The organism is Providencia sp. 2024EL-00732, from assembly GCF_044006275.1.
GTDB lineage: Bacteria > Pseudomonadota > Gammaproteobacteria > Enterobacterales > Enterobacteriaceae > Providencia > Providencia huashanensis.
In genome coordinates this window covers 159,521-172,915 of the sequence record NZ_JBIPDG010000004.1, presented here as the reverse complement: position 1 = coordinate 172,915, position 13,395 = coordinate 159,521, and the positions used below count along the sequence as shown (strand labels likewise).

Annotated in this window: 12 protein-coding genes; 5 read left to right on the top strand and 7 right to left on the bottom strand. The window is 40.1% G+C overall.

From position 1 onward, the window contains the following. Nucleotides 1-26 precede the first annotated feature (26 nt). From yeiB to ACHB7C_RS09145, 3 genes are all read right to left on the bottom strand, one after another. Complete coding sequence (gene yeiB / locus ACHB7C_RS09155) at nucleotides 27-1,169, bottom strand: DUF418 domain-containing protein YeiB (protein ID WP_042846579.1); 1,143 nt, start codon at nucleotides 1,167-1,169, stop codon at nucleotides 27-29. Nucleotides 1,170-1,172: 3 nt separating this feature from the next. Then, nucleotides 1,173-1,832 carry a GTP cyclohydrolase I FolE gene (gene folE / locus ACHB7C_RS09150; RefSeq protein WP_042846580.1) on the bottom strand — a complete coding sequence of 220 codons (660 nt, stop codon included), beginning with the start codon at nucleotides 1,830-1,832 and terminating at the stop codon, nucleotides 1,173-1,175. A 201-nt stretch (nucleotides 1,833-2,033) separates the two neighbouring features. Continuing rightward, nucleotides 2,034-3,215 (bottom strand): YbfB/YjiJ family MFS transporter, encoded by a 1,182-nt coding sequence (locus tag ACHB7C_RS09145; protein WP_048606549.1) that lies wholly within the window; start codon nucleotides 3,213-3,215, stop codon nucleotides 2,034-2,036. 261 nt (nucleotides 3,216-3,476) lie between these two features. Between ACHB7C_RS09145 and moeA the strand changes: the two genes are divergently transcribed. From moeA to ACHB7C_RS09130, 3 genes are all read left to right on the top strand, one after another. Then, nucleotides 3,477-4,718, top strand: coding sequence for a molybdopterin molybdotransferase MoeA (moeA, locus tag ACHB7C_RS09140; protein ID WP_395347058.1), 1,242 nt, complete (start codon nucleotides 3,477-3,479; stop codon nucleotides 4,716-4,718). Nucleotides 4,719-4,723: 5 nt separating this feature from the next. Beyond that, nucleotides 4,724-5,476 carry a molybdopterin-synthase adenylyltransferase MoeB gene (gene moeB / locus ACHB7C_RS09135; RefSeq protein ID WP_370661212.1) on the top strand — a complete coding sequence of 251 codons (753 nt, stop codon included), beginning with the start codon at nucleotides 4,724-4,726 and terminating at the stop codon, nucleotides 5,474-5,476. A gap of 186 nt (nucleotides 5,477-5,662) precedes the next feature. Then, entirely contained in the window at nucleotides 5,663-5,998 is a 336-nt protein-coding gene (locus ACHB7C_RS09130; RefSeq protein ID WP_042846644.1) for a zinc ribbon domain-containing protein YjdM, read from the top strand. A gap of 111 nt (nucleotides 5,999-6,109) precedes the next feature. On the opposite strand, the gene ACHB7C_RS09125 is transcribed toward ACHB7C_RS09130, so the two are convergent. From ACHB7C_RS09125 to ACHB7C_RS09115, 3 genes are all read right to left on the bottom strand, one after another. After that, on the bottom strand, nucleotides 6,110-7,708 hold the full coding sequence (locus ACHB7C_RS09125; protein WP_042846584.1) for an ABC-F family ATPase: 1,599 nt from the start codon (nucleotides 7,706-7,708) through the stop codon (nucleotides 6,110-6,112). A gap of 250 nt (nucleotides 7,709-7,958) precedes the next feature. Beyond that, nucleotides 7,959-8,417: a GNAT family N-acetyltransferase gene (locus ACHB7C_RS09120; protein WP_042846585.1), complete on the bottom strand. Its 459-nt coding sequence runs from the start codon at nucleotides 8,415-8,417 to the stop codon at nucleotides 7,959-7,961. A gap of 33 nt (nucleotides 8,418-8,450) precedes the next feature. Then, complete coding sequence (locus ACHB7C_RS09115) at nucleotides 8,451-9,026, bottom strand: TIGR00730 family Rossman fold protein (protein WP_042846586.1); 576 nt, start codon at nucleotides 9,024-9,026, stop codon at nucleotides 8,451-8,453. Between the two features lie 310 nt (nucleotides 9,027-9,336). Between ACHB7C_RS09115 and rhtA the strand changes: the two genes are divergently transcribed. Together rhtA and dps are read left to right on the top strand one after the other, a co-directional pair. Then, nucleotides 9,337-10,224 carry a threonine/homoserine exporter RhtA gene (rhtA, locus tag ACHB7C_RS09110; RefSeq protein ID WP_042846587.1) on the top strand — a complete coding sequence of 296 codons (888 nt, stop codon included), beginning with the start codon at nucleotides 9,337-9,339 and terminating at the stop codon, nucleotides 10,222-10,224. 326 nt (nucleotides 10,225-10,550) lie between these two features. Next, the gene (dps, locus tag ACHB7C_RS09105; RefSeq protein WP_042846588.1) at nucleotides 10,551-11,054 is read left to right on the top strand and encodes a DNA starvation/stationary phase protection protein Dps; all 504 of its coding nucleotides are present in this window, start codon (nucleotides 10,551-10,553) and stop codon (nucleotides 11,052-11,054) included. Nucleotides 11,055-11,202: 148 nt separating this feature from the next. Here dps and dinG read toward each other — a convergent pair whose 3' ends face one another. Continuing rightward, a complete protein-coding gene (gene dinG, locus ACHB7C_RS09100) occupies nucleotides 11,203-13,311 on the bottom strand; it encodes an ATP-dependent DNA helicase DinG (RefSeq protein WP_131680499.1) in 2,109 nt (702 codons plus the stop codon). Between the last annotated feature and the right edge of the window lie 84 nt (nucleotides 13,312-13,395).

Below are 13,395 nucleotides of genomic sequence, written 5' to 3'. Positions count from 1 at the left end.
AAGCCATCATTAAAGTCGATAACCGCTTAACGATACAACTTTTCAGTTAACGTACGCCAGCACCATTCAAGTGGCCCTTGGCGAAATACTCGCAACCAATAATGAGAAAATAATAAGTTTATAGCCCAAATTATTGGAATAAAAAGCAGTAATTCAACACGGCTGAATACCCCAAAATACCCTAGGTGATAAAATATTGTCGTACAAATCAGGGTTTGTAAAATATAGTTACTTAATGCCATTCGCCCCACATTCTGTAGGTAATCAACCAATTTACTAGACTGGATTTTACCCCAAAAGCCATATACTAATGCGATATAACCCAATGATTGAAAAGGGGTAACTAACTCATTAATAATGTACCCTACAATTGAAGTAGCAAAATAGCTCCAATTTAATTGGCTTTGTGCATATAACGCGATAATTTGCACCACCAGCGCAGGAACAATAAATAATTTAGCTATTTTCCGGTAATGTTGTGGACTAAATTGCCCTTTAAGCCAACCATTTTTAATTAATAACGCCCCAATGACCATTAGCGCTAATAATTGCCAGCCATATTGGATGACCAGCATTTCTACCATGATAAACATTTCTGTTGTGCGGTAAATAACCCCTTCGATTCCCCCCGCAATTCTTACCATTTGCTCATCAGCTACCTGTTGCGCTGAAATTTGCCAAAAATGGCTCGGGTCAACGCCACTACCTAAAATAAATAATATAATCAAACCAACTAAATAAATGGTAACAGCGAGGTTTAACAATACTCGGTCACTATAATAATTAATTAGATACACAGCGACTAACCCTGTCAATGCATAAGCAAGAAGAATGTCTCCATCCCAAAAAAGCACACCATGAATAACTCCAAAGATAGCTAAGATAAAAAGCCGGCAATGATTCCATCTCAATGTTCGCGACTGTAATAATGCTAAAGTCGCCCCAAATAAAATAGAAAAAATGGCCAAAACCTTGCCTTGAAACAGCACATTGAAAACAACCCAGATATAGGCTTCTGAAGGAGAGGTCGTTGACGTGTAATAGGGGTTTAAATAAGCTGCTTGTGGCAAAGCAAACCCAAAGATATTCAAAAGAAAAATACCTAGAATTGCCATGCCACGAACAGTGTCAAGCTGCGCTATACGCCTTGACGATGCCGCTGTTACCATAACTTATAAGTGGCGAACAGCACGTAGAAACTCTTGCCTTGTGTTTTGGCTCGACTTAAATAACCCACCTAACGATGTCGTCGTTGTCGCGCTGGTGGCGTCGCGTATACCACGTGCTTTAACACAATAATGCACGGCATCAATGGAAACAGCAACGTTCGTCGTTCCCAACAACGTTTGTAAGGCGACTAAAATTTGCTGAGTTAAACGCTCTTGAACTTGCGGGCGCTGAGAGAAAAACTGCACAATACGATTAATTTTTGATAAACCAATGACTTTATCTTTTGGAATATAAGCAACCGTCGCTTTACCATCAATGGTCACAAAGTGGTGCTCACAGGTACTGGTTAATGTGATATCCCGTACCGTTACCATCTCATCGACTTTCATTTTATTTTCAATCAATGTGATTTTTGGGAAATTAGTATAATCTAAACCTGAAAAAATCTCATCGACGTACATTTTTGCAATACGACGAGGGGTGTCAGCTAAGCTATCATCAGATAAATCCAGATTCAGTAGCTTCATGATCTCTGTCATATGCCCTTCAATCAGTTGCTTACGCTCTTCGCCTGATTTCGGCTGGATACGCAAAGGCGTTTCTAAGCCTCTAGCTTCCAAAGCTGCATGAACTAATTCGGCCTCTTTACTCAGAGATGGCATGGGTTCCTCCACAAATGGTGTAACTATTATTATAAAAATGCAGGTGTGCGCTTTACTCTAAAACAGCAGGTACAGATAATCCAGTATAACCTCAACTGCGGGAGTGAAATATTTGCATGTCCATAGGCAACTTTCTTCACCATAGTAATCCTATGATTTAAAATCACTATCACATATATAATATGCTGAACTAAATATTTATTAACGAAGCTCACGTTTAGGGTAACGATAAACCAATAATCCGCCTACTACCAAGGCGATAAGTGCGATATATAGCGCGGGTTCCAATCGCCCTGTTAAAGACGTGGATATAAATGATAGCGTTGGCCCTATTAATTGCCCAATAGCATAAAATGTTGTCAATAACCCTGCCATAAAACGGTTATGATCGGGTGCAAGTTCACGCCCTAATTGAAGCGCTAACTGCACCGTACACATAAAACCTGAACCGACCAATACCGCAGAAAATGCTAAACCTGAAATGTCGGGAACCACTTCCGCAATCAAAATACCGAGCCCTTGTAACCACAAGCTAATCGCTAAACGATTACGGGTTGTTGACAAATTTCGTAGTAGCATAGCTAATACAATCCCAACAACCGCTGATGCCCCAAAAATAGGCCAAACAAACTGGGCAAATAAGCTATCCGGGAAACGCTGTGCTGCCATTTGCGATAAAAATGTAGCAGGTAAAATATAACCAAAACCAGCCAACCCATAACACCAAACCAAACGTTTAATTTCTGGGGTTAGTATTAATTTTTTTATTTCACCAGAAGGCCTTTCCCACTGCCCTTTGCGGGGTAAATATCGGCTAATATATAAGCTTAAGATCAGCGCTAGTACCCCATAAATAATCCAAGCTTGGCTAGCCGTTAAATGCCAACTTTGGATAGCAACAGCCAGCACACCACTAATAAAAATCCCAGCACCTGTGCCCGCAAAAACAGCAACACTGAGTGCTGGCCTATTTAACCGAGCAAGGGTTTCATTCGCCCATGCTGCGACAAGAACTAATGCTATTCCACTCGCCCAACCAATCACAAAGCGGGCAACGCTGTGTAAAATAGGCCCATTTAACAACGCGCTAAGCAGAGTTATCACTACCGCGCCCCAAACACCTAACCACATGCGCTTTTCAACGTGTGAGCGTGCTCTCATCGCATCAAATGAGCCAAGTAAATAACCAAGATAATTACAAGCAGCAACAACACTGGCAGTCGATAGTGTTAACTGATGTTCTTTGATCATTAAAGGCACTTGAGGGGTTAATGTAAATCGCCCTATCCCCATCACCACGATTAAGGAGAGAAACCCCGTAAATGCGATATGAAAAGCCTTTGCGCTATGGCTTGGAGAAAAAGTTATTGGTTTTATTGACACTATATTCACTCATATTAAGCCTGAATATTATTGTTATATAGAATAATTCAATTTCCAACTTTTAACATCATTTCAACAAATCAAGTATGCTTTTCGTGCAGTTTATTATCGCTTAATTCATTGCTCACTAATATAAATCTGACTAAAAGCTATTTGTAATCAATTTCTATTCATTCACCCAATCAGGTATTTCTGCCATAATATGCATTACCAACACATTTTTAGCCTCAAGGCATATAACAATAATGAGGGTTATTATTTATGGATCAGTGTCATACTAACGATTTGATTTCTCTAGAGCTTGCATTAGAAAAGCTACTCTCTAACACTAAAACCGTGACAGGCACAGAGATCATTCCACTGACCAGCTCAGCTCAACGTATTATCGCCACTGACCTGATTTCCCCGATTAATGTTCCACCATTTGATAATTCTGCGATGGATGGATATGGTTTATGTTTTGCTGATTGGGATGGCAAAACCCCATTGCCAGTTGCCGGTAAATCTTTTGCAGGTAAACCGATGGAGGGGGAGCTTAAAGCAGGTTGCTGTATCCGTATTATGACCGGAGCTCCAATTCCCCAAGGCGTTGATACCGTAGTTATGCAAGAATCAACAGAGCAAACTGAGCAGGGTATTATATTCACACAGCCAATTAAAAAAGGCAGTAATATTCGTAAAGCGGGGGAAGATATTGCCCAAGGTAGCGCAGTGTTCCCTGCGGGCACATTACTGACAACAGCGCAATTACCCCTTATTGCGTCATTAGGCATTTCTGATGTGACCGTCTATCGCCGTTTAAAAGTTGCCGTTTTCTCCACCGGAGACGAGCTACAGGCTGTTGGCCAACCATTAGCTGACGGGCAAATTTATGACACTAACCGTTTTACCGTTCGCCTGATGCTCGAAAAACTCAACTGTGAAATATTAGATTTTGGCGTGATCCCCGACTCCCCAGAGAAACTAAAACAGACTTTTATCGAAGCCGACCAACAAGCAGATTTAGTGATCAGTAGCGGTGGTGTTTCTGTGGGGGAAGCTGACTATACCAAACAAATTTTAGATAAGCTTGGTTCGATTGGCTTTTGGAAGTTGGCAATAAAACCGGGGAAACCTTTTGCTTTTGGCAAACTCAGCTCTTCATGGTTTTGCGGTCTACCAGGAAACCCAGTTTCTGCTGCATTAACCTTTTATCAGTTGGTACAACCGCTGATCGCCCGCCTCTCAGGGCACAGCCAATGGTATACACCGCTGCGTTTTAAAGTACCAGTCACTACACCACTGAAAAAGACACCGGGCCGCCTTGATTTCCAACGTGGTATTTTAACGGCCGACGAACAAGGGCAATTACACGTCGCCACTACTGGCCACCAAGGGTCGCATGTATTTAGCTCATTTAGCTTAGCGAACTGTTTTATCGTATTAGAAAGAGAACGCGGTCGAGTTGAAGCGGGAGAAATGGTCGAAGTTGAAATGTTTAACTACTTATTGAAAAGCGAATAATTATCGTGCAAGAACTCAGTGATGACGAAATGCTGCGTTACAACCGCCAAATTATCTTACGCGGGTTTGATTTTGACGGGCAAGAAAAACTCAAATCCAGCCATGCGCTCGTTATCGGTCTAGGTGGCTTAGGTTGCGCAGCGACCCAATACCTTGCGGCAGCTGGAGTCGGTCACTTAACCTTGGTTGATTTTGATACGGTGTCATTATCAAACTTGCAAAGGCAAATTTTGCACCGCGATGCAACTATTGGTGAGCCTAAAGTTAATTCAGCTAAATCGCAGCTTAGTGCTATCAATCCGCATATTCGTATTGACACAGTTAATATGCAATTAGATGACCAACAGCTTGATGAATTAATTAAACGCCATGATGTGGTCTTAGACTGCACCGACAATGTAGCCATTCGTGAGCAGTTAAATCGTTTATGTTTACCTCATAAAAAACCATTTATTTCCGGTGCAGCTATTCGCATGGAAGGTCAATTGTCCGTTTTTACTTATCAAGATGATACCCCATGCTATCGCTGCTTAAGCCGGTTATTTGGAGAAAATAGTTTAACTTGTGTCGAGGCTGGTGTGATGTCGCCTTTAGTTGGCACTATTGGTACCTTGGAAGCGATGGAAACGATTAAATTACTGGCTAACTATGGCCAAGTAAATTCGGGGAAAGTGTTGCTATTTGATGCTATGACTATGGATTTTCGCCAATTTAAGCTAACTAAAGACCCACATTGCGAAGTATGCGGTCAACACTAATAATCAAACCAAGTTCAATTAGGCGGGAAGTTTCTCGCCTTTCCATTACACTTGCAGTAAATTAAGAATAATCTGAAAAAATATTTTTTTTGCCCTTTCACCTTATACTATCCCTCTTTTGTGGCATTTACGGCTAGCGCTGTTACCACAGTTTATTATTTTGATAACGTTACTGAGAGTATGAATATGCAATTCCCTCCTTGCCCTAAATGTCAGTCTGAATACACCTATACTGATAATGATATGTATATCTGCCCTGAGTGTGCGCATGAATGGAATGATGCCGAGCCTGAAGCTGATATTGATGAGCTCATTGTAAAAGATGCCAATGGCAACCTATTAGCTGATGGCGATACTGTCACTGTAGTTAAAGACCTTAAAGTCAAAGGCAGTTCTTCAATGCTGAAAATCGGTACCCGTGTGAAAGGGATCCGTTTAGTCGAAGGTGACCATAATATTGATTGTAAGATTGACGGTTTTGGCCAAATGAAGCTGAAATCTGAATTTGTTAAGAAGAACTAAGTAAGCATTAGCTTTCTTTAAATAAAAAAGCCCCCCAAATGGATTGTCCAATAATTGGGGGGCTTTTTAGTGACTGAGCATACTCAATCGATACTAAAAGTTAAAATATGATTAGAGCACTACGCCTTGGCTAGTTAGATACTCATCATAACTTCCTTTGAAATCAATAACTTTATCTTCTTTGATTTCTAAAATGCGACTTGCTAGTGAACTTACAAATTCACGGTCATGGGAAACAAATATTAGCGTCCCCTTATACATTTCAAGGGCTAAGTTTAATGACTCAATAGATTCCATATCCAAGTGGTTAGTGGGTTCATCCATAATTAACACATTCGGCTGTTGCATCATCAACTTACCAAACAGCATACGGCCTTGTTCACCACCCGATAATACTTTAACTTTTTTCTTAATATCATCTTGAGAGAACAACAAGCGACCTAAAATACTGCGTACCGCTTGCTCATCATCACCTTCATTTTTCCACTGGCTCATCCAGTCAAAAACAGTTAGGTCTGTTTCAAAATCTTCGGCATGGTCTTGTGCATAATAGCCTATCTTACTGTTTTCAGACCATTTAACCACACCACTGGTGGCTGGTTGTTCGCCCATCAGTGTTTTTAAGAAAGTCGTCTTACCAATACCATTGGCACCGATCACGGCCATTTTCTCGCCCACTTCCAACAGTAAATTGACATTTTTGAATAGTGGACCTTGGTCATAACCATTTGTTACTGCTTCTAATTCAAGCGCATTACGGAATAGTTTTTTCTCTTGCTCAAAACGAATGAATGGGTTTTGACGGCTAGAAGCTTTAACTTCATCAAGCTGAATTTTGTCAATTTGACGAGCCCGTGAAGTTGCTTGCTTCGATTTAGAAGCATTTGCACTAAAACGGCTCACAAAAGATTGTAGTTCAGCAATTTGCGCTTTTTTCTTCGCGTTATCAGAAAGTAAGCGTTCGCGAGCCTGTGTCGCAGCAATCATATATTCATCATAATTACCGGTAAATAAACGCAATTCACCGTAATCTAAGTCCGCCATGTGTGTGCACACCGTATTTAAAAAGTGCCTATCATGGGAAATAATGATCATTGTGCAATTGCGGTCATTCAATACTTGCTCTAACCAACGGATAGTATCGATATCCAAGTTATTCGTCGGCTCATCAAGCAATAAAATATCTGGGTCAGAGAATAATGCTTGCGCCAAAAGTACCCGCAATTTCCAACCTGGAGCAACCTCGCTCATTGGCCCATAATGCTGCTCAACAGGAATACCCACACCGAGTAATAATTCGCCAGCTCGAGCTTCCGCACTGTAGCCATCCATTTCACCGTAAGCGACTTCTAAGTCAGCAACTCGATAACCATCTTCTTCGCTCATTTCAGGAAGTGCATAGATTCTGTCGCGTTCTTGCTTCACATTCCACAGTTCGATATGACCCATAATTACTGTATCTAGCACAGTGTATTCTTCGAATGCGAACTGATCTTGGCGAAGTTTACCAATACGTTCATTTGGATCTGTCGTACTCACATTTCCTGAAGTTGGCGTTAAGTCACCACCTAAGATCTTCATAAATGTCGATTTACCTGCGCCATTTGCGCCGATCAAACCATAACGGTTACCAGTTCCAAATTTAACTGAAATATTTTCAAACAGCGGCTTACTGCCAAACTGCATAGTGATATTGTTCGTTGTTAACACTGCTATGCCTTAAATTAAACGGTGTAAAATAACCTGCGATGAATAAGTTTATATGACAACAGCGTAAGCGAACGGAAATCCCCCAAAATGGGTATTTGGATAACAAAATAAATTTCACACGCCAGTCATTTGAGTACATAGATTACAGCAGGTATAAATAGCGGCGCATTATGCCATATTACGCCGCTTAGATCTTGTGCTGTTTTTAGCGGATTAATAACACAGAAGGAAAAGTTGATTTAACACCAAACTAAAGTTTAATCCCCATTGTCCGGCTGATCTCGGTTAATCCTTCTCGTTCATAAAACTTAATGGCTTGGCGATTTTGTGCCAGCACTGAGAGTTCTAGGTGGCTAAATTGTTTGCTCTTCGCCCACGATTTCATGCCATTTAACAATTCTTGACCTGCTTTTTTACCACGAAAATTCGGGGCAACTACCAAATCAAAGATATAACCAAAGTTTCTAGGGACGATGCAATTATAAGGATCGGCAGATTGTTGTTGAGCAATACAAAACCCTTTAATTTCACCTTCAAATTCAGCTACTAACAGATGAAATTTATCATCAGTTATTGCATTCTCAATAAACTCAAGAGCTTGCTGAGCTGGCTTAATCCGTTCAGGGTCAAATGCAGCCATTTCCGCAAATAAAATTTGATAAAGTGATGAAATAGCCCCTACATCGCTTTTTATCGCTAGTCTTATCATCGTTCTTTCCGTTTATTGCATTAAGAAGAGACGTTAGTCGTAAGTTTTAACTGGCGGCGCAATATATGATTCAAAACTATTTAGTATCCTCTCTGGGGAATCATCAACTATTGCCATATGACGATATTTTTCATGTAAAAAACCTTCATCTGCCATCTTATTAGTCATATCAACTAATGGCTGCCAATAATTATTGATATTAAACAGAGCACAAGGCTTAGTATGTAAGCCAATTTGGCTCCATGTGAAGACTTCTGCGTATTCTTCCAAAGTGCCATAGCCCCCCGGTAAAGCAACAAATGCATCCGCAAGCTCAATCATTTTATTTTTTCGTTGATGCATAGTGTCTACTTTATACAGCTGCGTTAAATTTTTATGCGAAATTTCCCGCTCTTCTAATAACGATGGGATCACCCCAACAACATTCCCCCCTAAAGCAAGGATGGTATCAGCAATGGTTCCCATAATTCCTACGCTCGCCCCACCATAAACTAACGTGATATCACGTTTAACCATCTCTTTAGCAAACTCTATCGCTTTTTGCTGATAGATTTCATGTTTTCCCATGCTTGAACCACAATAGACGGCAACGCTTTTAATTTTTCCCATTTGACCCTCATTTCCCTTTTGATTATGACTTTTTTAGAAAAGAGGATTATACGAGCCTAATATAGAAGCTCAACCCTACATTATTTGTCATAATGAAATTATTATAAATTTTTGCTTATAGCATTACTCTTAATCTAAACTTAGCTATAAAGCACTTTATCCCCTAGGGTAGAAGGTTATTGGCAATAAAGAAATATAAAGCCTCTTGTTTTTATGAGATAATCATTAAGAAATTATTTTTCATAACCAAATACTTATTTTCTAAATATTTATTACCAACTCAGTTACGTTTTCCGAGGTTTACTTATTTATGTCTGCCGACACAAAAAAGAGCGCTCTGCCGCTATTGCCTATAGGGTTATTACTGCTTGCAATGGCCTCTATTCAAAGCGGTGCATCTTTAGCTAAAACTTTATTTCCTGTTATCGGCGCTCCCGGTGTTACTGGTTTACGTTTATTGCTGGCTACAATTATACTCTTTATTATTTTCAAGCCTTGGCGCTTAAAATTCAGAAGAAGCTCACTCGTCCCATTGCTCACATATGGTTTATCCTTAGGTACGATGAACTACCTATTTTATCTGTCACTAGAGCGGATTCCATTAGGGATAGCAGTTGCATTAGAATTCACAGGGCCTTTAGCGGTCGCGATGTTTTCATCTCGCCGACCTATCGATTTCCTTTGGATAGCTCTTGTTATAACTGGGTTATTATTCTTACTGCCTATTGGCGATAATATTAATTCCATTGACCCACTAGGTGCTATTTATGCGCTAGGAGCTGGTGTTTGTTGGGGGATTTATATTATTTTTGGTCAGCGAGCAGGAGCCGGTTATGGCGCAGCAACTGTAGCTATCGGTTCATTTATCTCGGCCATGATCTTCTTCCCGATAGGTTTAATGCAAACAGGGTTTGAAGTCATGTTTGACCCTTCTATTTTGCCTCTTGCATTAGCGGTAGCCATTTTATCGACCGCATTTCCTTATACATTGGAAATGATTGCACTCACACGCTTACCAGCTCGTACATTTGGTACGCTAATGAGCCTTGAACCTTGTATGGGGGCATTTTTAGGTATTGTTTTCTTACAAGAACACTTAACAATGACTCAATGGCTAGCTTTATTGTGTATCGTTTGCGCTTCGATAGGCTCTACCTCGACCGCTACGCCTAAATCAAAAATTGAGAAAGTTTCTTAGTCTATTGTAAAATAGGCTAATTAGTACATTAGGTTAATAAAGACTGTCTTTCCTGTGTTTATTAACCTTTTTTGATGTAAAGATTTATTCATCTGTTTGAAATAATCATTTGTTATTTTTATTTTAATATTTAAATATTCATTAATTACATCTATAGCACTTATTGCAAAAAACAATTAATCCTCAACATCCACAATGAATTAAAGCATATCGGATAGACCTATTAAATTAATCGTTTATTACGCTATGACAAATACACTTTAATATTTTATATTTATTAGCAGATGAGGTTATTAAACAAATTCATATTTAAGAGAGGATGAATCATGAGCACAGCTAAATTATTTAAAGCATCTTCAACTGAACTTTTATATACCCGTAATGATATGGAAGATAGCGTAAAATTGGAAACCATTGGTATCCTTAATGTTATGGTAGTCCATTTTACCGATCTCTCTTTGATGACTAAACAAGCACATTGGAATATGCGTGGTCGTAACTTTATTGCAGTTCATGAAATGTTAGACGGCTTTAGGTCAACCCTTGTGGAACACTTAGATGAATTTGCTGAGCGTGCTGTCCAATTAGGTGGCGTAGCAATCGGTACAACCCAAGAGGTTAATCGTTTTACCTCTTTAGAGGCTTACCCTATCAATATTCACAGTGTACAAGACCACTTAAAAGCCTTAGCTGATCGCTATGCTGTTGTGGCAAATGATATCCGTAAAGCCATTGATGAAGTCGAAGATGAAGACACCGCTGATATGTTTACCGCAGCTTCCCGTGATATGGATAAATTCCTTTGGTTCTTAGAAGCAAATATTGAGTAATGTCGTACCCTAGAGTCAATTTTAATTGACCGAAGGCCACAGCAATGTGGCCTTTTATTTTTGCTTAAAAACCAATATTTACTACTTTTATATCACCATTGATATTTTTCTAAAATAGACCAATAGCGATATAAACCGAATGACTTCCCTATGGTTTTTCAGGCATTTTAGGATGCTCAATAGGGAATACAGGCAAAGCATTTAATAAACGCTTTCCATAATTTTTTGTCAGTAAGCGTTTATCATAAATAATTATTTCACCATAACATTCATGACTACGAATTAGCCGACCTGCCTGTTGGATTAAATTAAATGAAGCACTTGGTAAACTTTGTACTTCAAAAGGGTAACGTTTCAATGACTTTAGCCAGTCACCTTCTGTAATAATCACAGGGTTTGTTACCGGAGGAAATGCAATCTTATGAATATGGACTTGGGTAAGATACTCACCTTTTAAATCTAACCCTTCCGCAAAAGATTGCAAACCAACCAAAGCACTGGATAGCCCTTGGTTAATTCTTTCACAATGTGTTTCGACTAACCGATAGCGAGGCTGATCCCCTTGAACTAAAAGCTGTAACCGTAGGTCTTTAACATGCTCAAGGAACCCTTCCATTGCACGTTGGCTGCTAAACAATACCAAGACCCCACGGTGAGTATCTTTTATAAACTGCTCACGGAAAAATGCCGCCATTTCAGCTAAATGCTGAGCTTCACTATGAATAGTTGGCTCATATTCCATTTGAGGAATAATAATTTTCCCTTGCTCAATATGATTAAAAGGCGAAGAAAGGGTGACAAAACGATCATCATTTTTTTCTGATAGCCCTGTCAGTTCCATAAAACGCGAATAACTGTTTAGAGACCTAAGCGTTGCCGAAGTAATCACAATATGTGGCACATTTCGCCACAGTAAATGTTGCAATTGCTCGCTAACGCGGATCCCCGCGCAATGCATAAAGACGCGTGATTGGTTTTTTTCATAGCGCCGACTTAGCCATTTAGATATTGGCGCCCCTGAGCTTTGGTCTAAGGCTGCCAAACGCCAAAGCTTTGCCATATTTTCAAAATAACCCATAGCCCGACTAGTTGTTAAAATAGAGCGATGTAAGCGAACAATGTCTTGCTTTGCCGTTTGTTCAGTTAAATCGTTTAATATCGCTTCTGCTAACCCTTTTAGAGCATCCGTTTGCTTAAAGAGCATTTGGCAACTTAACTGCATTGGCTCTGGTAGTACCCCTAGAGGAAATAAATATTCATTCTCTTTCGACGTTTCAGGTAGTAAAGCATTCGCTAACATAGAAAAATCACGAAATGACTCTCGTAATTTTTCAGCATGTTGTTGTAGCCGCTCCGGATTAGCTAATTTTGGCGGCTTTACTGGCCGAAACTGCCCCATATATTGCCCTACATGATGAATAAAATTATCAAGCTGAGCAGTTAATTGAACTAACGTAATTTCACCTTCAACTTCAAGGGCATCCCTTGCGACATCAGGAACATGGTGCCCTTCATCAAGTACTAGTAATAATTTTTTAGGATCAGGTAGCACCGACTCGCTTTCCATCGCCGCCATCACTAATGCATGGTTTGCAACCACAACATCTGCATCTTCAATTTCCCGTCTAGCAATAAAAAATGGACAGCGCTGGTAAAATTGGCAATTTCGGCCTAAACAATTCATTTTATCTGTGCTGACTTTACGCCATAAGTTATCACTGAAAGAGCGCTTATGGTGGTCCCTTAGGCCATCCCATGCAAAACTTTGGAAATCATGGCTAAGCTGTTGGCAGATAGCCCGCTCTTCGCTATTTGCGACCTCTGTTTTATCTTCCACTAATAGCATTAAGTCAATTTGCTCGCCTTCTGCCGCACAGATTGCGGCTAAATTGCGAGGGCAAACGTAACGTGCTCGGCCAAATGCGCCAGTGTATTTCAAATCAGGAATAATTTTGCTCAATAACGGCAAATCTTTGCTATAAATCTGGTCTTGCAGCGCCACATTTGCCGTACTGACGACTAGCGTTTTACCTTCGGCTCTTCCCACTGCAATACCGGGTATTAAATAAGACAGCGTTTTCCCCACCCCTGTCGGCGCCTCAATAACAAGGTGGCGACCGTCATCATCTGCCAAATTTTTTGCTACTTCCGCTATCATCTGACGTTGTGGTGCTCGGGGAATAAACCCATCAATTTGTGATGACAGCCCCTTATACCACTGGGTTATTTGTTCTTTAATTTTATTCGACAGGGACATAAGTTATGCAGATGACCAAAGTTAAGATAAAAGATAATGAATCTGAAAACAGAAGGGAACGCCAAAACAATTTGTTTGCCAAGC

Bases quoted from the DNA above. Each gene is read 5' to 3' on its own strand.
- rhtA (WP_042846587.1), top strand. From the start codon at position 9,337: ATGTCTGCCGACACAAAAAAGAGCGCTCTGCCGCTATTGCCTATAGGG.
- ACHB7C_RS09115 (WP_042846586.1), bottom strand. From the start codon at position 9,026: ATGGGAAAAATTAAAAGCGTTGCCGTCTATTGTGGTTCAAGCATGGGA.
- folE (WP_042846580.1), bottom strand. From the start codon at position 1,832: ATGCCATCTCTGAGTAAAGAGGCCGAATTAGTTCATGCAGCTTTGGAA.
- moeA (WP_395347058.1), top strand. From the start codon at position 3,477: ATGGATCAGTGTCATACTAACGATTTGATTTCTCTAGAGCTTGCATTA.
- ACHB7C_RS09120 (WP_042846585.1), bottom strand. From the start codon at position 8,417: ATGATAAGACTAGCGATAAAAAGCGATGTAGGGGCTATTTCATCACTT.
- dinG (WP_131680499.1), bottom strand. From the start codon at position 13,311: ATGTCCCTGTCGAATAAAATTAAAGAACAAATAACCCAGTGGTATAAG.
- yeiB (WP_042846579.1), bottom strand. From the start codon at position 1,169: ATGGTAACAGCGGCATCGTCAAGGCGTATAGCGCAGCTTGACACTGTT.
- dps (WP_042846588.1), top strand. From the start codon at position 10,551: ATGAGCACAGCTAAATTATTTAAAGCATCTTCAACTGAACTTTTATAT.
- ACHB7C_RS09130 (WP_042846644.1), top strand. From the start codon at position 5,663: ATGCAATTCCCTCCTTGCCCTAAATGTCAGTCTGAATACACCTATACT.